The sequence below is a fragment of the Ligilactobacillus equi DSM 15833 = JCM 10991 genome, assembly GCF_001435735.1.
GTDB lineage: Bacteria > Bacillota > Bacilli > Lactobacillales > Lactobacillaceae > Ligilactobacillus > Ligilactobacillus equi.
Genome location: NZ_AZFH01000198.1, coordinates 21,551 through 40,163 on the forward strand (window position 1 = coordinate 21,551; position 18,613 = coordinate 40,163).

At 39.0% G+C, this 18,613-nt stretch carries 32 protein-coding genes, 1 pseudogene and 1 CRISPR repeat array; of the genes and pseudogenes, 7 read left to right on the forward strand and 26 right to left on the reverse strand.

The features are described 5' to 3' along the window. Positions 1-68: 68 nt before the first annotated feature. The 23 genes from FC36_RS10460 to FC36_RS10535 all read right to left on the reverse strand — a co-directional run bounded on the left by FC36_RS10460 (position 69) and on the right by FC36_RS10535 (position 10,285). Positions 69-257 (reverse strand): hypothetical protein, encoded by a 189-nt coding sequence (locus FC36_RS10460; protein ID WP_025020740.1) that lies wholly within the window; start codon positions 255-257, stop codon positions 69-71. Between the two features lie 166 nt (positions 258-423). Next, positions 424-567, reverse strand: a complete 144-nt coding sequence (locus FC36_RS12000; RefSeq protein WP_155889577.1) for a hypothetical protein — start codon at positions 565-567, stop codon at positions 424-426. 83 nt (positions 568-650) lie between these two features. Beyond that, positions 651-1,121: an ArpU family phage packaging/lysis transcriptional regulator gene (locus FC36_RS10465; protein ID WP_025020741.1), complete on the reverse strand. Its 471-nt coding sequence runs from the start codon at positions 1,119-1,121 to the stop codon at positions 651-653. An 82-nt stretch (positions 1,122-1,203) separates the two neighbouring features. Beyond that, positions 1,204-1,395, reverse strand: coding sequence for a hypothetical protein (locus tag FC36_RS10470; RefSeq protein ID WP_025020742.1), 192 nt, complete (start codon positions 1,393-1,395; stop codon positions 1,204-1,206). Positions 1,396-1,451: 56 nt separating this feature from the next. Then, complete coding sequence (locus FC36_RS10475) at positions 1,452-1,697, reverse strand: hypothetical protein (RefSeq protein WP_025020743.1); 246 nt, start codon at positions 1,695-1,697, stop codon at positions 1,452-1,454. A 303-nt stretch (positions 1,698-2,000) separates the two neighbouring features. Further along, positions 2,001-2,162: a hypothetical protein gene (locus FC36_RS12005; protein WP_155889578.1), complete on the reverse strand. Its 162-nt coding sequence runs from the start codon at positions 2,160-2,162 to the stop codon at positions 2,001-2,003. After that, positions 2,155-2,346, reverse strand: coding sequence for a hypothetical protein (locus tag FC36_RS10480; protein WP_025020744.1), 192 nt, complete (start codon positions 2,344-2,346; stop codon positions 2,155-2,157). The genes FC36_RS12005 and FC36_RS10480 overlap by 8 nt, the downstream gene beginning before the upstream one ends. Next, the gene (locus FC36_RS10485) at positions 2,343-2,825 is read right to left on the reverse strand and encodes a hypothetical protein (protein ID WP_025020745.1); all 483 of its coding nucleotides are present in this window, start codon (positions 2,823-2,825) and stop codon (positions 2,343-2,345) included. The genes FC36_RS10480 and FC36_RS10485 overlap by 4 nt, the downstream gene beginning before the upstream one ends. Positions 2,826-2,941: 116 nt before the next feature. Beyond that, positions 2,942-3,334 carry a hypothetical protein gene (locus FC36_RS10490; RefSeq protein ID WP_025020746.1) on the reverse strand — a complete coding sequence of 131 codons (393 nt, stop codon included), beginning with the start codon at positions 3,332-3,334 and terminating at the stop codon, positions 2,942-2,944. Positions 3,335-3,461: 127 nt separating this feature from the next. Beyond that, positions 3,462-4,019 (reverse strand): DUF6275 family protein, encoded by a 558-nt coding sequence (locus FC36_RS12320; RefSeq protein WP_025020747.1) that lies wholly within the window; start codon positions 4,017-4,019, stop codon positions 3,462-3,464. Between the two features lie 54 nt (positions 4,020-4,073). Next, positions 4,074-4,631 (reverse strand): helix-turn-helix domain-containing protein, encoded by a 558-nt coding sequence (locus FC36_RS10500; RefSeq protein WP_025020748.1) that lies wholly within the window; start codon positions 4,629-4,631, stop codon positions 4,074-4,076. Positions 4,632-4,633: 2 nt separating this feature from the next. Continuing rightward, positions 4,634-4,762 (reverse strand): hypothetical protein, encoded by a 129-nt coding sequence (locus FC36_RS12620; RefSeq protein ID WP_263640289.1) that lies wholly within the window; start codon positions 4,760-4,762, stop codon positions 4,634-4,636. A gap of 680 nt (positions 4,763-5,442) precedes the next feature. Further along, positions 5,443-5,601: a hypothetical protein gene (locus tag FC36_RS12010; protein WP_155889579.1), complete on the reverse strand. Its 159-nt coding sequence runs from the start codon at positions 5,599-5,601 to the stop codon at positions 5,443-5,445. A 15-nt stretch (positions 5,602-5,616) separates the two neighbouring features. After that, positions 5,617-5,772: a hypothetical protein gene (locus FC36_RS12015; protein WP_155889580.1), complete on the reverse strand. Its 156-nt coding sequence runs from the start codon at positions 5,770-5,772 to the stop codon at positions 5,617-5,619. Between the two features lie 124 nt (positions 5,773-5,896). Beyond that, positions 5,897-6,274, reverse strand: a complete 378-nt coding sequence (locus FC36_RS10505; RefSeq protein WP_025020749.1) for a hypothetical protein — start codon at positions 6,272-6,274, stop codon at positions 5,897-5,899. Continuing rightward, entirely contained in the window at positions 6,274-7,188 is a 915-nt protein-coding gene (locus FC36_RS10510; RefSeq protein WP_051527955.1) for a DnaD domain protein, read from the reverse strand. Before FC36_RS10510 ends, FC36_RS10505 begins: the two co-directional genes overlap by 1 nt. Positions 7,189-7,193: 5 nt before the next feature. After that, positions 7,194-7,886 (reverse strand): putative HNHc nuclease, encoded by a 693-nt coding sequence (locus FC36_RS10515; protein WP_025020751.1) that lies wholly within the window; start codon positions 7,884-7,886, stop codon positions 7,194-7,196. A 133-nt stretch (positions 7,887-8,019) separates the two neighbouring features. Further along, the gene (locus FC36_RS10520; protein ID WP_025020752.1) at positions 8,020-8,208 is read right to left on the reverse strand and encodes a hypothetical protein; all 189 of its coding nucleotides are present in this window, start codon (positions 8,206-8,208) and stop codon (positions 8,020-8,022) included. A 66-nt stretch (positions 8,209-8,274) separates the two neighbouring features. After that, positions 8,275-8,448 carry a hypothetical protein gene (locus tag FC36_RS12020; protein WP_155889581.1) on the reverse strand — a complete coding sequence of 58 codons (174 nt, stop codon included), beginning with the start codon at positions 8,446-8,448 and terminating at the stop codon, positions 8,275-8,277. Between the two features lie 2 nt (positions 8,449-8,450). Then, positions 8,451-8,579 carry a hypothetical protein gene (locus tag FC36_RS12625; protein WP_263640290.1) on the reverse strand — a complete coding sequence of 43 codons (129 nt, stop codon included), beginning with the start codon at positions 8,577-8,579 and terminating at the stop codon, positions 8,451-8,453. Then, the gene (locus FC36_RS10525; RefSeq protein ID WP_025020753.1) at positions 8,576-8,902 is read right to left on the reverse strand and encodes a DUF771 domain-containing protein; all 327 of its coding nucleotides are present in this window, start codon (positions 8,900-8,902) and stop codon (positions 8,576-8,578) included. The genes FC36_RS12625 and FC36_RS10525 overlap by 4 nt, the downstream gene beginning before the upstream one ends. A gap of 47 nt (positions 8,903-8,949) precedes the next feature. Beyond that, complete coding sequence (locus FC36_RS10530) at positions 8,950-9,717, reverse strand: phage antirepressor KilAC domain-containing protein (protein WP_420843345.1); 768 nt, start codon at positions 9,715-9,717, stop codon at positions 8,950-8,952. Positions 9,718-10,066: 349 nt separating this feature from the next. Further along, the gene (locus tag FC36_RS10535; protein WP_025020755.1) at positions 10,067-10,285 is read right to left on the reverse strand and encodes a helix-turn-helix transcriptional regulator; all 219 of its coding nucleotides are present in this window, start codon (positions 10,283-10,285) and stop codon (positions 10,067-10,069) included. A gap of 190 nt (positions 10,286-10,475) precedes the next feature. Here FC36_RS10535 and FC36_RS10540 point away from each other — a divergent pair, with 190 nt between their 5' ends. The 7 genes and pseudogenes from FC36_RS10540 (at position 10,476) to FC36_RS10575 (ending at position 14,790) form a co-directional block, all read left to right on the forward strand. Continuing rightward, entirely contained in the window at positions 10,476-10,802 is a 327-nt protein-coding gene (locus tag FC36_RS10540; protein WP_025020756.1) for a helix-turn-helix domain-containing protein, read from the forward strand. 17 nt (positions 10,803-10,819) lie between these two features. Then, complete coding sequence (locus FC36_RS10545) at positions 10,820-11,290, forward strand: hypothetical protein (protein WP_025020757.1); 471 nt, start codon at positions 10,820-10,822, stop codon at positions 11,288-11,290. Between the two features lie 57 nt (positions 11,291-11,347). After that, positions 11,348-11,536 (forward strand): annotated as a pseudogene (locus FC36_RS11725) (hypothetical protein); the annotation flags it as partial. A gap of 169 nt (positions 11,537-11,705) precedes the next feature. Continuing rightward, positions 11,706-12,236: a hypothetical protein gene (locus FC36_RS10555; RefSeq protein ID WP_025020759.1), complete on the forward strand. Its 531-nt coding sequence runs from the start codon at positions 11,706-11,708 to the stop codon at positions 12,234-12,236. A 341-nt stretch (positions 12,237-12,577) separates the two neighbouring features. Next, on the forward strand, positions 12,578-13,147 hold the full coding sequence (locus tag FC36_RS10565; protein WP_025020761.1) for a sunset domain-containing protein: 570 nt from the start codon (positions 12,578-12,580) through the stop codon (positions 13,145-13,147). A gap of 4 nt (positions 13,148-13,151) precedes the next feature. Further along, on the forward strand, positions 13,152-13,349 hold the full coding sequence (locus FC36_RS10570; protein WP_023859734.1) for a hypothetical protein: 198 nt from the start codon (positions 13,152-13,154) through the stop codon (positions 13,347-13,349). A gap of 352 nt (positions 13,350-13,701) precedes the next feature. Next, positions 13,702-14,790, forward strand: coding sequence for a site-specific integrase (locus FC36_RS10575; RefSeq protein WP_025020762.1), 1,089 nt, complete (start codon positions 13,702-13,704; stop codon positions 14,788-14,790). A gap of 163 nt (positions 14,791-14,953) precedes the next feature. Here FC36_RS10575 and FC36_RS10580 read toward each other — a convergent pair whose 3' ends face one another. From FC36_RS10580 to FC36_RS10590, 3 genes are all read right to left on the reverse strand, one after another. Continuing rightward, the gene (locus FC36_RS10580; RefSeq protein ID WP_023858791.1) at positions 14,954-15,295 is read right to left on the reverse strand and encodes a hypothetical protein; all 342 of its coding nucleotides are present in this window, start codon (positions 15,293-15,295) and stop codon (positions 14,954-14,956) included. 235 nt (positions 15,296-15,530) lie between these two features. Further along, positions 15,531-16,163 carry a hypothetical protein gene (locus tag FC36_RS10585; RefSeq protein ID WP_056986926.1) on the reverse strand — a complete coding sequence of 211 codons (633 nt, stop codon included), beginning with the start codon at positions 16,161-16,163 and terminating at the stop codon, positions 15,531-15,533. Positions 16,164-17,033: 870 nt separating this feature from the next. Further along, the gene (locus FC36_RS10590; RefSeq protein ID WP_025021584.1) at positions 17,034-17,249 is read right to left on the reverse strand and encodes a hypothetical protein; all 216 of its coding nucleotides are present in this window, start codon (positions 17,247-17,249) and stop codon (positions 17,034-17,036) included. A gap of 60 nt (positions 17,250-17,309) precedes the next feature. After that, positions 17,310-18,589: direct repeats of the CRISPR family, unit length 29 nt; unit sequence AGGATCACCCCCGTACACACGGGGAACAC. Positions 18,590-18,613 lie beyond the last annotated feature (24 nt).

Genomic DNA, 18,613 nt, shown 5'->3' on the forward strand with positions numbered 1-18,613 from the left:
TATCACACTACCATAATACCACTATATCGCCCTACTCGAGTTCTACTCAATCTCTACCGAATCTCCACTCAATCTCTACTTTTTTGTTTCAAGGTATCATCGATTAATTGACGGAGCTCAAGTAAATCTTGCTCACTTGCTAGGTTCTTTACGAAAGAACGAGCAGTTGACCGATAGGTGTAAAGCTTTTTCTTTTCCTTGTTCTTTTCATCCCACTTTTTGTTTGCGCGTTTTCTTGCCTCTGATAATTCTGCCATTACTTTCCCACCACCTTTAATATAATCCATAGAATTATCCCTATAACAACCATAATTCCAGTGACCATTCTTATCATTCTAGATATCCTGTCTAAGTATTTCATTTTTCCCTCCGTTTATGATATGCTTAAACAGAAGAGGTTGTGCTGACCTCTTCTGCTTATTATCATTTGATGAGTCGTTTAATCATTTCGCAGACCCAGTGAATCACTCCGGCTGCTCCTCCGATAGTTCCAAGGACTTCTAACATCTTGTAAAGAACTACGAAGAAAGAAATGATTTTCGACTCTTTTCTTTTTCTTGGTTGCACCTTATCACCTCCTCCTTACATATATTATAATACACTATTAAACGTACATAATCAATAGTTTTTTCTAAAAAAATAGGGAATTTTTATTGTAAATTCCCCATTTTCTCAATATCTTCATTTATGTTTTTGTATACATGTAAGTCACTATTTTCTCCTAGCAACGGCTCAGCCACTACCTCAAAAGCGTCAGCGAATTGGTTACATGCTCTAATTCTTAGATTGTCATAACCCGCCCCGCTATAATTTACTCTTTCGACTATTTGCCATGTCTGAAAATGCTTTTGGTACTTTAGCTTTAGAATTGTTTTTGACATTTCATCACATGCTTCAATCGAGTTAGTCACCGCCTCAATCACTTGGGTAGCCCACGCACGTTTCACATATCTACCTTCAAGCGGGTTATCAGTGCTACCTGATGATGCCACTCCGTCATAAGATGTTTCTTTTAACGTGCTAACAGTCGCCATACGTTGCAAGCGATTATAATCACCTTGGAAAAAATCATTCACATTAATTGCAGTTTTTTGTAAATCAACTTCATCAAAAAGTAACATTCCGCTCCCGCCTTTTGCTATAATGGTTTTAGGTATTTTTTGGCAGGAGCTGCGCAATTGCGTGGCTTTTTTTATATAGTCACTAACTTGCTTTTGCAAATGCCCAAGCCAAAAGACTACTTACGCCTACAATAGGTTCGATAAAAACCAACTTAAAGTCAGACCAATTCCACCAAGTCCAAATACCATGAACAAGCGTTACTACTAATGCAAATTGCGATACAAAAAAGAGTGCTAAAAATAGCTGTGCTAATATTTCATTTATTCGTCTCAATCTACTTCACCTCCTTAACTCGATAAATAGATACTGCGAAATGATCTTTTCCCTCCCTAAAAAAATCGCTTAGTACTTTCTCTTTCTAAACGCCTAGAATAAAGCGCCTTGTTTATCTCCTCATACGTTTTCCGCTTGCGCCCAGTCTTTTTCTTGACAATACCCGAAATGCTAGAATCATCTTTGCTAACAACTGCAAAAGTATTGATGTATACTCCCGTGACCACCGCATTTTTCACCACTCTGTCAAAACCTACAAGCAAGACATTATGCACGGTTTGTCCGACTTTGATTTCTTTCATCTTCTTGTTCCTGCCTTTTTCTTTCTAACTTCATACCTAACGCAATTAACTTGCCAGCAACTGAGACTATATTTGGCAGAAGCTGCGCAATCGTGTGGCTTTTTTTACTCTATATAAGCTCCTAATAATTCATCCACGCTTGTTCCACAATAATCAGCTATCATTAACGCATTCGATCCTGGCACCATAGTCGACCCATTGAAATAATTAGCTAGCGTAGTTGATCGTAATACCAGATTAGCGGCTGGGTGAACATCCCGCCTTTAATTCGGAATGGCCTTCCTTGCTTTAGTTTCCCGTGTTTTACCACACTTCCACCTTCTTGCATTGTGGTGCTGGCACTTCAATGCATGCGTCCTCACCAGTTCCCTTGAGCAACAATAGCGGCTCTCTGCTTGGAATTTTAATTACAGCCTTAACCCAATAATAGTTTCCTTGGTATTCAACCTTATCTCCTTCAACCACGGACTCCACCTCCTTGAAGATAATCTCTTATGATTGTTCTGATTATTTCTTCCTGTAAACTATCTAAACTATATCTCATGATTTTTTCTGCATCCCCGCCATTCTCTATTATTGAGACACCCTTATTTACTAGATATGCTTTATAATTTTCTAGCGTTGCTTCTGCTCTATCTGCATTGCTCATGCTTTCTTCCCTCTTTCATCAAGATAATTACTTAATTCCCTAATCGTCATCCCTTTATACGGCGCTAGCTCATGTTCGACTTTCCGCACATACTCCTTAACGCATTTTGGAGTGATTCCTGTTTTATCAACCACTGTACTTATGTGATAATTCTTGCTGAGCGCCCAACAATTAAACTCCACGGATCTATCTGTCGCTTTAAGCACCTCCATTTTTTGCAGATAAAGGCACACCAGATTAACTGGGATTTTCACTCTCCTTGCTACCGCTTTAGGTGACTCTCCTACTTTGTAATCTTCGATAAGTGCTTTGCTTGTGGGCCGATTTCTAACTCTCTTTTCCCAGGCAAGCTTGTAGATGTTACCTTCTGGGATGTTTCGATACTCGGACTCGTTCCATTTTTTAGGAACCGTCATATAAGACCGTACCTTCTCGTCAAGGTCGTTAATGTCCATCCCCATAGCTTCTTCAAGCGTCATCTATCTCACCTCAAACGGATTTTTTCTAAAGCCAGGGTCTTTATATGCCAATAAGCCTTTAGGGTGGCCTATGGATTTTTGCTCATTTACCTTCCGTTTTTTCTTCTTGACCATGGTTATTTTTCCTCCTTGTTGCAATCTTTTAAATAATCACTATAGAATTCTTCTAAAACCGCCTTTACGCTCTGAGGATTAGGTCTCGACTTTAGCATCACCCCGCCCAAAGCAGCTAACAATCCAGCAGCTAACGGTCCACCAGCGCTTTTTATATAGTCATCGGTTAGATGCGATGAAAGAATTGAAAGATACGAAGGTACAATTTCTTCTATGAGAGCATCATATTCTTTGGCCTTTCCTTCCAAAATTTCCTTAATCGTTTCTCCAAGAGATTTTAAAACTAACTCGTCCAAAATGCCTTGTTCTATATCGTTGTAATCCTCCTTCGAAACAATAACTTCAACACTTGTTTCTTTACCATTTTTTCTTGTAATTAAAATTTGATGGTCCATTATTATTCCCCCATTTCAGCCCATATACCAATCAACATCACTAGAATGCATAGTAATAAATCATCGAGGCTCATATCTCCCATCATAACCACGAAAAACATTATGATTGACATTACACCTTTGAACATCACTTTCCCTCCGTTTTAGGCAGGTCTGGTATCGGAGCCCACCATAAATCGTTATAATCACTAGCATAGCCATTAAAATCAAGCAACCCAACAATGCCTGCAAAATCATCCCATTCGTCAACGCCTACCCACTGACCATCAGTAACCAAAACTTTTTGGCCAAGGTCAGGCACAGGGCAATCAAATCCGTATTGTTCATCTACCCATGGCCGTTCTTCTCTCTCTTCTTCCGTTATCGGACGGGTTTTGAACTTAATCCAATCCACTTCTTTTCTCCTATAAATTTTCATCAAAAAATCAACCTGTTCCCCAGATACACAAGTGTTACTAAACTTGATGTAGGTATCTACATAATATTCATCTTTGTCGCCGTTATAAGTTACTTCCCAATAACGGTCATCTTCTTTTTCTACGGTATTGGCGAATGTGGCTTTACGATTTTGTAAATCTTTGCTTAACCAAACCAGACTTAAGTCTTGAGGTTCTGCCAAAAATGTCTTCTTAACCGATAAGAAAATGGCTGATTTACAATTAAAAATAAACTCATCTGTTGTCATTAGTCTTTTCCCTCCAATTCTGAAATCAAAAACCCAATAATTTCTCGTTGCTCTTCAACGATTTTTTGGTAAAGGTTGAAGTAATCGCCGTCCATTTTCCTCGCCAAACGCTTCTTCAATCCTAATTCTTTTTAAATGTGTATATACGGTCGATTTCGCTATCGCTAGCTCCTCACCGATTTCTCTTGCCGAGTATCCTTCTTCCGAAAGGCTTTTAATTTGCTCGTGTAGCTGACTATAAGCAACCGCTTGCCTCCTAGTCATACCACCTTTTCTGGTCTTGTAACCAGTTCCTTTCTCTGCAATCAAGATATGACCGACACCGCCAACCGACATCTTCATGATTTCGGCAACCTCTTTGCGTGTGTAGCCTTCGTCAATCATCTTGATAATTTCTTGATTTCGCTTTTCATTGACGCTTGGCTTTTTCTTGGTTTTGCTCATCATCGCCATCTTCTTTTTAGCTTTTTCAAGCGAAACGTTCCAGACGCAAGCTGACCATCGGATTTTGTCAGCATTCTTGTTGGGTATGCTTTCCCAAACCTCATCGCCAAATTTACGAAAATCGTAATTTTTCCTGAGTCGTCGAAATGACGCTGTGTAATCAGTCATGATTACCCTCCCAAAACTTTATTTTTTCCCGGCCAGGATAAACCAAAGAGGTAGAGTTGAACCACCTCAGGCGCTGCTAGACCTGCTAACCGTAGCAATGGTGAATTTTCTGTTACAATAAAAACTTCCAAAGAGAGGATTCTCACTTCCTTTTATTATTTATTGCAGCTACTGTTTAACAGACAGCTCCGTTAATCTGTGACCAAGTGATCAGTTGAGTAGTGAATAAGTATAGTGTCCACAGATTAACGACGACCTTCGGACTTGCACCGAACCCGTGAGAAATCAAATTTTGTGTTAGCACGGTCAATTTGTATCGTCTAGCGGTTTGAAAGACTATATATTTTATTTTTTGGTCGACCGCTTGCGACCAACGGAAACCGACGGAATTGCACCGCCCACTGGACTTGTGTAGTAGTTTTTTCACTGAATATCTAAAGGAGAAAGTTTTAATGTACATCTTCGCCCTCGTGCTAATTTAGCTTCCAAATGAGGGGTAAAGCCCCCTTTTCATGCTAGCGGTTAGGTCCGCCGTTCCTTTTTACGATGTGAGCCAATACTCCCACTGGCTCTATACTAATCAGCCCTCTAACAAGCTGATTAGCTAAAGGATAAAGATAATACTCAGGTCACCCAGCCAAGGTGACCAATACTCACAAGACCTTTGACAATCTTGCAAGCTGCTTTCTGGTAAATCATGCCTCATTTTGTGAGTATCTAAGCACGCTCCAGACGGGAGATGTCCAGTCTCCCTATACCCACCAGTCCTTCGACAGACTAGCAAGCTGATTAATCTCGGAAGTAATCCAAGTTAACTTTTACCTTTCGGTTTAATAGTCGTCTCACATCCCTTTGTAGAAATTCTAACTTTGTTTTCAAAAAAAGCGTTTGAACATCGAATTTCTATGCCGTTCCTCAGCACCTTAAAAGACCCACCTTTAGGTGTTTTACTTTTGTGTTCATCCTTCATTTTTTTCACCTCCTTTTATTTATTTGTCGTCTCACAATCTCGATTTTGTAGACCCTTTACTTTAAATTGTCCGTCAATCGATATTTTTTTAGCTTTAATCTGTACACTATTTTCTAACACCCTTAGATATCCACCTTGGGGTGTTTTCTGTTCAAATTTAATTTCCTTCATTTTTTCACCTCCTTTTATTTATTGCTAAAAAACCCTGCTACATAGATAATAATGGCCAATAAGAATGCTGCACCTATCACGTCAGCATAATCACAAAACATCAGCCACATAATTTCTAATGTGATCACTTCACCACCTCCATAACATCCCCATTTTCATCAATGGTCTCACCGTCTTCTGTCTTAAGCGAACCATCTTCACCTATGTAGGTTTGTCCTGGAAGCTCCTGACTCCACTCATTAGACTTAATCTGACCAGTATCTTCATCCCGTCCGATTGAAACCACCGAGGAAACACCAAGCTGAGGGGCTAACTTGCTAGAAACCTCTACTTGAATCATCCCGTTATTTCGTAGCTCCCCAGGTTCAACCGTAATTTTTAAGTTGATTACCCGTTTCTTAGTCGCTGAGGTCTGTGGATCCATGATATTCTTCAGAACCTTTTCATACTCTCGGTCAAACAGTCGTTGTACATCTCCGTTCGCAATCTTTCCTAATTCCATTATTTATCCTTCTTTCCGAACATTTTTGCTTCCAGTTTTTTTCGCTTATCCTCCAACGCCGCCCTATCTTCATCAGATAGCTTCGGCACCTGATAGCCTTCTTGCGCCCAGTCTGGCAGTGTTTCTTTTTGTACTATGCGTCTGCGATTACTTTTGCGCTTGTTAGCATATGTTGTCTGCTGGGTCTTAAAAGCTTCTTCGCTTTGCTTAGCTTGTGCTACTGTTTTGATATTCTTATTCAAGTAGCCCTCTAGAATTTTCTTCAGATAATTCATATTGGGCCGTTGGGCTTGGTCTGCCATGTAGTCAATAGCATGTGCCACCAAGTCATCTCCTAGCTGATCAATGTAATCGATAATTACTGGTGTGTTCATCCCGTTTGCTGGGATGCCAATCGCCGCTAATTTGTTGAAGACATTTTCACTTGGTGTCGGTGTACTACTACTTCTATTAGTTGTTTTATTAATATGTTCTATTTGGGTCAAACCCATTTGACTACCCCCGTCAAATCCATTTGACCACCCTGGTAAAGTCGGCTTGACTACCCTAGTCAAATCAGTTTGACTACCGTTAGTAAAGTCAATTTGACTATCCTTGGGAATATATCGCTTAGATAAACTTCCGTAAGTGATATAACGACCTTTGATTACCCCAGTTTTTTCATCCACCACATTCTCTGTTTCAATAAACCCTCGTTCTTTTAGCAGATTGACGTAGCTGATAGCAGTTTGTCTTGAAACCTTTAACCTTCGAGCAATAGTGTTATTACTCATGTAAAATCTTCCTGTTACATTAAGCATTGAATTGATTTCGCCGTAAAGATAAGCCGCTTTCGGCTTCTTTAAGACTTCTTCGTCATAAGCGACATACGTAGGGATGTTTAGGAATAAATTAGATCCTTGAAACTCGTCCATCTTGCTCAACTCCTTTCGTCAAACCATTCACATTGCCTCTTGCTCATTAGACCTAAGGAAACAACCTCCTTGGTGTTTAGCTTAACGCCGTGGAAGTGGTACTTCTCGGCAAAGCTCTTTGCTCCGATTGCATGGAACTCTGCGTGATGTTCTACGCAGAGAGCCTCCAATCTATGCCCCCTATGGTCAATATGTGTGCGGTCGTTACCCATCCCCACAGTATCCTCGTGATTAATCTGAATGGCATCTCTACGCCCGCATACGGTGCATACACGATACTTTAGACACATCTTGACATATTGCTCCGTGTCCAAAGAATTAAGCGTCTCAGGCTCAATCTGAGCGCCAACCTCTAAAGCTTTATCAACTAGGAAGTCAATAAATGCTAAAGCCGTGTTTTCTGAACAGTAGGATAAGGAAAACATCTCCTTGCCTACAGACTTGGTATATTCTTCTTTCAGCTGATATTTCAGCCGCTCTTTCTGGTAGTTAGTTAGGTATCCGGTAGCTCGGGCTATTTCACCAATAAGCGCATAAGCTTTTTTGCGCTGTTGGGATGTTATCATCCCCGATACTGGGATGATTCTATACTCTTGCACCCCCTCAGCTATGTTAACCTTTAAATCTGGTATATTTTGTATCCTAAACTGGGCTTGATTGCCCCTAATTCCGTTGACTATTCCTAATAATTCATTCATCTTTTTTTACCTCTTGTGTGTTGATGGTAAATTGAAGTCGATTAACCATTTACGAGTAGAAAAATATTTAACAGCAGAGCAATTAGCGCTAGCGCTAGAGAACCGTATGCAATAAGTTCTTTTTTATCCATACCTATCTCTCCAGAAAATTAATCATACGATTAACTTCTGCTTCAGGGTACTTGCCATAGCCAGGAACTCCTGGCTTGGCGATTGAACTAGAGTCTTTTCGGCTGTTAACCATGATGAAATTGTGCCCATTTTCATAGAACAGCACTTGAATCCGATAATCAGGGGTGCTGTTAAAAATAATTTTTTCCATATTACTTACCTCGTTTGTGTTATAATTAAATTGTGTTAATAATTGAATTGTTGTTGAAACTCGGCGCTATTGCCGGGTTTTTTCGTCTTGGTCCAAAAGTAACCCGACGATTCCAACCACGATTGCCAGAAACAAACCGTGCCACCAAACAGGTCGCCCTAGGTCGCTTGACCCGGCCAGACCAGCGACGATAAATAACGCTAATACTTGTAAAATTTCACCAATGATAACTTTTGCCATTCTCAATCTCTCCTTCCACGTTTTGACCCGGCATACAACCATGCCTTGTATCTTTCAACTACCCAACCGACAAACTCAGGCACGTGAGCCGTGAGCGCTACGGCTAGGAAAATAACGATCAACCAAATCATCTTTCCAACTTCCTTTCCCATTCAATGCGGGTAAAGTTTTTATCCATCCACTCACACGCTTGTTTTGCACGGATAATCCACGCATTTCCCCTACCTTTGCTAGGGACTAACCATCCCCCAGGTTGGCGATAGTCAATCTCATCAGCAAATTCTGATAAGATATAGAGTGTTACCCACTCTTTAGCTTTTCCGCAGCATTCTTTTCTAAACTTATCAAGAGTCCATGTTTTTCCAGTTAGATACCGGTCAAACAATTCATCAATATACTTCTTGATTATCTTTTCTAGAACTTCAGGGATAACTTTAATCTCAAAAGGATTCATATTTTTCCCTCCTCGTAATCTAGCTTTCCACTGTAATACCAATCCTTCTAAGCCACGTCATCGTCTTGTTCAATCAGTGGCAAGATGTCATGCTTCTTAAGAAATTCATACAGTCCTAAGCGTCCTTTTTGTGTCCATTTGGTTTGCATTACGGCTTTTTCTGTTCCGTCTGCTCTTGGAACCATGATTGTATTTGAGTGGGTCCATCCCGTTCGTTGATAGCGACTGTAAAGCAACCATGTATTACCTTGTTTGTAGATAACCCCTAATTCATGCAATTTCTTATTCATCTCTCCACCGCTCATACCATAATCTTTAGCAATTTGAGTGATGGTTACTAGTGACTTATTATTAAGCACTTGGTCGTAGTAAGTCGCTTTAGGAGTCAATTCATTCACCCGCTGTTCAGCAATTAATCGTCCCTCGCGCTCTGTTTTAAGCTGAGTTGCAAGCTTGATAATTGTGTCTGGGTTAGTTAGCACCTCTTCAATCATTTGGTCCGTCATATAAGCACCGTGCTTTCTGATTGACGGAAGGACTTCCGTTGTAACCCAATCTTGAAACTTTTCAGCAACCGAGTTGTTAGCTTTGATTGCCAACTTATAGAATTGCGGTTCAGTGATGAAATCGCCTTTCTTTATCTTTCTGCCACAAGTGGCAGAATTTAAATAATCGTTAACTCTGCTCCATCTGACGTTTGTATACCCTTTGGCGGTTGATGTAATTCCTAAGCCAATAGCAGATTGTTCAGCGTCAAACATAATTTGACCATTAACTTCTTTGACCGGTAACTCAATAAGTCCGTTGCTGAACATCTTGACGCCTTTTTCAGCGAAGTATTGCAAGTTCATTGTCATCGACCGCTTTTCTTCGCTTTCGACTTCAACATCAGCCTCGGTTTCATCATCGCCAAAGAATTGAGCAAGCAATTCTTCGACTTCGGCTTTCATTTCCTTTTCAGAGATTTCCCAGCGTTCAACCGGTTGGCCACCTTCGGGAAAGAAGGTGTGTAATTGGCCTTCTTCTTGGTAAAGAAACAAATCCCCTACGTATTGATTGTTCACATAAACTTCTTCAACGTGATCGTTTGAGATGTCTTCGTTTTTTCTGTATTCAATCTTCATTGTTATTTCCTCCTATTCGTTGCTTAGTTAGACATTTCGTCTAACTTTTGACCAAAAAAATTTCTAGCGGGACACCTAGTGCCTTAGACGCTCGAATTGCAACGTCCCCAGTAAACTTATCTCGCCCATTTAGAACATTAGTAAGCTTTTGTTGGTAAGAATATCCCATCCGTTTGGCGACCCAGGAATATTTGATTCCCCGACTATCAATTTCGTCTCGCAAAATTTCCCTTGCGTTCGACTTTATAATATTTGTCATGATTTCACCCCCCTTTTTTCGTGGTTAAACGTTTTGTTTAACTGATTAACAAATATTATAATAACTCGCCGTTTTGTTTAAGTCAATATATTTTTTAAACTTTTTGTCAAAAAATATAAATAATACGTTTAGCCGTTGTATAATAACGTTGATAACAATAAACATAACGTTTAAAAAGGAGTGAAAAATCATGGAATTCAACAAATTGATCGAAGCGTTACGTGAGGATAAGGGATGGAGCAAAACCTACGTGGCAGAAAAGTTAGGCATAAAGATGCAAACATACGCGAATTACGAATACGGTAGAAGGCAACCGGACTTTGATATTTTGTCCAAACTGGCAGGGTTATACGAAGTCACCACCGACTATCTTTTAGGTCGGGATGGTAAGGAAGAAAATGTCCCCAAGATAGATAAGCACGCTAAATTAATCGCTGCACACATCGATGATGATGTATCAGAAGAACAAATGAAACAAATTACCGACTTTATTGATTTTTTGAAAAATAAAAAATAATCTGGTGGTGATCTTTATTGAATTCTATTGAACAATTAATGTCAGAATACCCCCAACTTAATTACATCTATACACGTATGCCAGAGGGTCTTCCGGGACTAATAATTGATAAGACTGTTTATTTAAAAAAAGACCTAACTTACCAAAAAGAACACGAAACTTTGGCAGAAGAAATTGGCCATTATAAAACAAGTGTTGGTGATTTAACGAGTTTGGATAATGCCGTTAATCGTAAGCAAGAAAAAATTGCAAGAGATTGGGGACGCATGAAGATTATCACATTAGATGGATTAATTAGTTGCTATAAATTATGCATGCGTACAGCCCAAGAAGTTGCTGATTATTTTGATGTATCTGTCAAGTATCTATTCGAAGCACTTGAAATGTATAAGAGAAAATTCGGAGTTATATATAGCTATCGTGGCTATACGTTTATTTTTGATAGAGGTCTCATTCTTAATAAGGAAAGTGAAACTATTGAAAATTAGAACTACTAAAATTTTGTAAAAATGTATGTCGGATATTTTCGTCAGAAAGGAGTTGTTATGAAACTAGGACCTAGGAAGCCAAGTATAAAACGTTCTATTTCCGCTAGAACTACCGGTAGAATTACACGTAACGCTAAAAAAACGTTAAATCCTACATATGGAAAAACTTGGGCAAATAATCCCAGAAAAGCTATGTACAACAAAATTTATAATAAATCTACCTATTCCTTCTGGGACGCTATTCGTGATGATGAAGACGTAGAAGCATCGTGTATTGCTTGTGGATGTATTTCTTTCATTATTTTAGTTTTGATTATTATCTTATTTTGCTTAATCATATAATTTTAGAACACTAAAAATTTCATCATATAGGAAACGTTATAAATTTAATAAAAAAGCATGAGGAGAAAACGTTATGAAAAAAACATTTTGGATATCATTATCTGTACTAATTGCTCTATTCATTACCACTACATCCGTAAAGGCAGTATCTGCAGAAGACTCACATAAAGAATTGGTTACTGTTGTCACTACTCCCATGGGGATGGAAAACTATCAAAATATTGAAGATAACTTATTAGACGCTGCTAAATATAATGACATTGAAAATCCAGACCAATATGCCGCTAAACGTTTTGATAGTAGATTGAAGAACATAATGAGTTTAAGGAAAAAAGCTCAGAAAGAGTATAAATCAGAAAAAAAGTTTTTAAATTCTCAAGACAAAGCAGCTCTTAAAGATTACACCAAAAAATTACGTGCTTATCTTTCCGCTTTGCATGACTATGCGGTGATTTATCAAAACGATAATCCGGTCATTACAAATCCAGATACTAGTCAAGAAGTTGTTAGTGAAACACAAAACGAACTAAATGAGTCTAAATCAGAATTTGATAAAGCTAAAAACGACTGGGTCAATTCATATAATTCGATTGCAAATCAATAAAAAAACCGCCACGGTCATGTGGCGAGATTGATTTCTAATAGCGCAATGGAAGTCGAAGCTAACCGGTTTATAATTTATGATACATCTTTCAAAAATAAAGCTGGAATTAAATACCAGACCAACTTAATGGCGGTTAAAATTCTAACACCCTTTTATTGTAAGGAAACTGAAAAGGAAGATGTTAATATCTACAGTTTCATGAATTCTTACTGCATTCCAAAATATTTAGACGAGACTATAAAAGAGGAGTTTATCCGGTATTATACTGGTTAATATAGGACCAATTGATTTGAAGTCACTAAAAGCTAATCAGAAAGATAAAATTCGTGAGGAGATCTTATATGAAAAAGAAAAAAATGAAATTCATTACTACTACCCTACTATTTATGAGTTTATTAGGTGCTTGTTCAAACTCTAATTCAAGCTCTAAAACTAGTTCAGAGTCTTATAAATCTAGTTCGTTAAAAGTTAAGAAAGCCAAAGAATCATCCAAAAAGAAAGCTGAATCTATAAAAGAGGAATCAAAAAGAAAAGCTGAAAGCAAGAAAAAAGCTTCTGAATCTAAAAGAAAAGAATCCGAAAGCAAAGCTTCATCTGAAAGTGCATCTATAGCTGAAAGCCAAAGTAGAGCTAGTGAATCTGAAAGCATTGCAAAAGCTAGTTCAGAATCATTAGCTTCTGCTCAAGAAAATCAAAGTAGCGATACCAATTATGATAATAATGGGAATGGTAGTAATTTTCAAAATACTGATATGAATACTGCTGACACTGGTAAGATTGTAGGTAATGTTAATAGTCATATTTACCACGTTCCCGGTCAACAAGGATATAATATGAATTCTGCCAACGCTGTATATTTTAACTCTGAGCAAGAAGCAATTGATTCTGGGTACAGGAAAGCTTTGAGGTAGTAATATGAGAGGATATATTAGAAAACCATCGTTAAAAAAATCTTTCAAAGCAGCTACTACTGCTAAGTATAAAAGAAGATTAAAGAAAAAATTAATCCCTGGTTATGGAACTCGTACTGCAGGATGGTTACATCCTAAACGTAAAATATACAATAAAGTATATCACCGTACATCAAAAAGTTTGTGGGATTTGTTCAAGTAATATAAGAAACATAAAACATCTGACAAATCTACAGGTATAGATATACCTAATGCTAGTTACGATCATCAATTCGTTTCTGAATTAGTTGATTTGGCAAGGTTACACAATGAATAAGTGTTCTTATAGATTTATCCACAGGTTAAAGGTTAATTCAGAAAAAAATTATTATGATTGGAGACATTATAGATGATAAACATACATTCATCTTGACCAATACACTAAAGTCGTTAAAAGCTGTGCACAACAAAAAAATCCACACTCCAGCCGCCAAGCAAAAAGTGTGGATAGAAAAATATGGACTGTTAACAAAATCGTTAACAGTCCTATTATAGTACATAATAGGAGGTATTTTATGGCTTCATACAGAAAAACAAGCACAGGCTGGAAAGCCACTGTGTCAAAACGTATCAATGGAAAGCTACGTCAAACATCTAAGCGTGGCTTTCGAACAAAGAACGAGGCGGTTATGTGGGCCGCTGCTATTGAAGCAGATATTGATGGTGTGGAACAAGCGAAAAATAACCCCAGTTTTGCTGATTATTTTCTGGACTATTTCAAGACCTATAAGGAACCACGGTTAAGCCAAGTTTCAATATCTAGATACCTTCGCATTCATAAAGAGCTAACTGACTACTTTGGAAACCAAAAGCTAAAAAGCGTTCGGCGCTCCGATTATCAGAAATTCATCAATCACTATGGCAGTAGCCATTCCAAAGAAACTGTCTACAAATTGCACTCGCTAGTTAAGGCCTCTGTTTCTTTAGCTTTCAATGATAGACTGGTGCCACAAAACTTTTGTGAAAACATTAATATCGTCTACAAGGATACTGGCAAACAAATATCTTACCTTAATGTTTCAGAGATTAAGCAATTAGTTAAAACCACATCCGAAAAACTAAATCCTAATTTTCCGGGTAGATATATGATCCTAACTGCTATTTTCACTGGCGCCAGGCTAGGCGAAATTATGGCCTTAACGTGGGAAGATATTGACTTCACCAACCACACTATCAACATCAACAAGGCTTTGGAGTATAACTACGGTCGTGATTTCAAAGCCACTAAGACCGAATCGTCTAACAGAACTATCAGAGTTAATCAAATTCTCTTAGATTGGCTTAAAGACCTGCAAGGACATAACATGGTTTTTCAATCTCAGTATGGTACGGTTCCATCTTCTAGCGCCGTTAATAAACTGTTAAAGCAGTTGTTGATAGATGCTGGCATAAATAGACCTGGTTTCCACTTCCACTCTCTCAGACACTCTCATGTGGCTTATTTGATGTATCAAGGTCTAGAGTTATACGTCATATCTAAACGGCTAGGACACTCAAATGTGAGCACGACAGCGAACATTTATGCCTACCTAATTGACGAGCACAAAAATAAAGCTGACGATTTAATTGAACAAAGGCTGGACAACTTATTGGACAACTTTTAGAAGATTTATATCTTTTTTTAACTGTCTATAAAGCGGAAAATGGCGGAAATGACGGGCTTTATTGGTTCTAATTATTAATTGTAAATCCTGTACTCTCCTTAGTATAAGTATCGATTAGGCAAAAAGGTTAGCGCGAAATTATGCGCTAACCTTTTTTACTAAATTAATTATTTTTCAAAATTTCATTACTTTGAGCGGACATGTGACGCCAAGTTAAAATCGAGTTTTGCTTGAAATCATCCAAGTAGTTACCGGCTTCTTCACGCGGCGTTAAGTAACCAATAATTTCCCCCATGGCATCACGCACCTTCAATTTGAAGTTTTCTTGGTCCCATAAGACCGTCCAATAAGGATCGCCCAACGCCTCTTCAAACATATTGTTGGCCGCATCGACAATTCCTTGCAAAATCACACTATCTTCCGTTTCATTTTCGAAACCATTGGCGTGTAACCAAGCTAGTTTCACGGCTACATCACCCATGGTATCAGGAATCATGTTATACATCTTTTTTACCAGCCCTTCTTTGTTATTCTAAAAATTGTACCATTAATTGCGCCAAACAACAAGAAAAGAGCCCGGCGAGGCTCTACTTACTATCTATTCAAGAAGTTTTATGTATAATCCTTCAGTACCTCTGTATGTTATCATGTTTAACCGTTTTCGTCAATCGCTTTCATTTATCTGAGATAGCGTTAAGTTTTAGTGGATATCTCTCCTCCCATTACACTAATATTGGGATTTATAAATTTATCATTTTTTGATCACCAATTTTATCAAACATCTGTTGAATACTAAGAGCCTCCGATACCACTTTATACGTGGTATCTAGGTATTTATATGTCATTTTACCCTTGCGGGTAACTCTTTTATCAAAATCAACCGCTCGTTGACTTTTACGCTTTTGGTATTCTAAGTGACAGTATTTATCATAAATATCAACTTTGTTGATTTGGCAACATTTAAAGAACATAACACTATCTAGTCCTTCTTTTGACCATACGCATGGTCTCGAACTATCTCTTTCAGCAACCCAATGACTTATACGTGCTTCTGTTGAGTCACCACAATAATTTTCATCTCGAATATTATCTATCTGTTTACTGTTTCTTAGCAGATAGTTAAAGCTTTTAGTAGCCGTATTTCTGCGCTTTTTTCGTATGGTTGGGTCTGACAAATAAACTTTTTTGAACAGCTTTACCATGTCCCAATCACCTGACAAAGCCCACTTTTTAAGTTTATTTTCACCATTCCATTTAAATCCACCACCAACAGCCAGTCGACAGGCCTTGGCCACGTGGGATTTGTCTAAAACCTCAACTACATCCAACCAGTTACTACATGTTTTTAGCCACTGTACGACTTCTGCGATCACGAATTACAAATTCATGTCTTACCCTAGGCGACTGGCTGAGAGCCTTATCTACCATCTCAAGAAGACTATTAAGCATATTTCTGCCGATTTCTAGCGCCACTTTTTTAATTTCAAACACCAAATTCGAGAAGTTAATAGGCCCGTTAAACATACTTGAACTTAAAAATTTTATGTCATTACTTAGGACAGAACCAAATTGTTGTTATATAATAGTGTTAAGCATAATAAAAAGCCTCCTAGAGTATTTGTTTCGACTATATTTTACCACTAGGGGGGCTTTTTTTATTCAATTTCGTCCACTAAAACTTTACGCGGTCCCTTTTTTGTACTACTATTGTATTTTTACTGTATAACCATTGTACCACCAGAAGATTTTTGTAATTTTCAATTTTTTTCATAAAAGAGACTTTACCCAAATATTTCTAAGAATTTAGAGGTAAAGGTTGAAAATATTTATCATAATTTACGCAGATTCTATACCGCTACAAAAACGCTCTCATCGTGGATAGTACTTGGCACTTACTAGCTTTTTAATTGTTGCTTACTAGCTAATAACCCTCCTCATAATTTTAAGTATGGTAAATACAACATTTCACTCTACTCTTGGACATTGGTGGGTGAAGTGAGAAAAAACGCTAGCCAGGCTTTTGATATTAGCAATCACATTATCTTAAAATATGACAACCGGTGCACTTCAATCCATTATAAGTGCCAATTTAATCAGAAAACAATGGAATTAGAGTTCTTGTGAATCATCCACCATGCACACAGGGAATACGTAATCTTATCTCCCTTAGTCACGTTCATACCAGAATCACCCCCATACACACGGGGAACACTAACACCCCGTTATAAATTACAAGCCTTTTTCTAAAATTCTCGCAATTTATTTTCAAGGCTAACTTTAAGCTCTTTCAAAAACCGCTGATAATCTTCACGGTTCTCGTTGATTTGCCTTTCAGCAACGCTTCCAGGCTTTGGGTCAACGAAACTGAACGCTGACCGTTTCAGTTTCATGAATCCGTTTCTATCCGGATTCTTTTCCTCCCATTTGCGAGAGGCTTTTATTTGTGATTTTGTCACCATAATTTATTCCTCCTTAGAAACCTTTGACTTTTGTTTCTCCTACTCTAGTTATACTTTCGCAGGATCACCCCCGTACACACGGGGAACACAAGACGAAGAAGGACGCCCGCAAGTGGCTCACGGGATCACCTCCGTACACACGGGGAACACGTTCTAAGCTCTATCAAGATATCAACCGAGGCAGGATCACCCCCGTACACACGGGGAACACATATCTCTCAAACCGAGTCAACGATAACCAACAGGATCACCCCCGTACACACGGGGAACACATTTTCTATGCAGGAAGTGTAAGGAAAATAACAGGATCACCCCCGTACACACGGGGAACACAAAACTCTACTCTATCTTTTTTCTCCATCATAAGGATCACCCCCGTACACACGGGGAACACAAAGGACACGACATGAAAATTCGCTTGCGGTATAGGATCACCCCCGTACACACGGGGAACACCAAGGACACGACATGAAAATTCGCTTGCGGTATAGGATCACCCCCGTACACACGGGGAACACTTGACCAACTCACCCTTAAACTTAGGGAAAACAGGATCACCCCCGTACACACGGGGAACACATGATTTGATCACAAGCATAAAAGGCATTGTCAGGATCACCCCCGTACACACGGGGAACACCAATTCAATAGTACTATTAAATTCGTGCAATAAGGATCACCCCCGTACACACGGGGAACACTCCCCGACTATCACGAACGGCCAAGTAACCGTAGGATCACCCCCGTACACACGGGGAACACACGACTTGGAAAGCTTGAAGAAAGCCACTCTGAGGATCACCCCCGTACACACGGGGAACACTAGTGCAAGTATTGCAAATTACGTCAACACATAGGATCACCCCCGTACACACGGGGAACACATATCTCTCAAACCGAGTCAACGATAACCAACAGGATCACCCCCGTACACACGGGGAACACAATCAGTCTTGGTAATGTGTGGTTTAAGTTTTAGGATCACCCCCGTACACACGGGGAACACGCTGTTAATCCTAACTTTGCAACTTCCTGCTTTAGGATCACCCCCGTACACACGGGGAACACCACCAATTTCTCCGTATAACCCAATATCTCCCGGGATCACCCCCGTACACACGGGGAACACAAGATTTCTTAAAAAAGTTAGCTGACAAGCTAAGGATCACCCCCGTACACACGGGGAACACATAATCTTATCTCCACGTGTGAATAGTCCTCTAGCCTTGAGAGTGTTAGGTGTCCATCTAGGATCACCCCCGTACACACGGGGAACACTGAGTGCGATAGCCGTCTTGAAATAGTTGTAGCAGGATCACCCCCGTACACACGGGGAACACGCTGTTAATCCTAACTTTGCAACT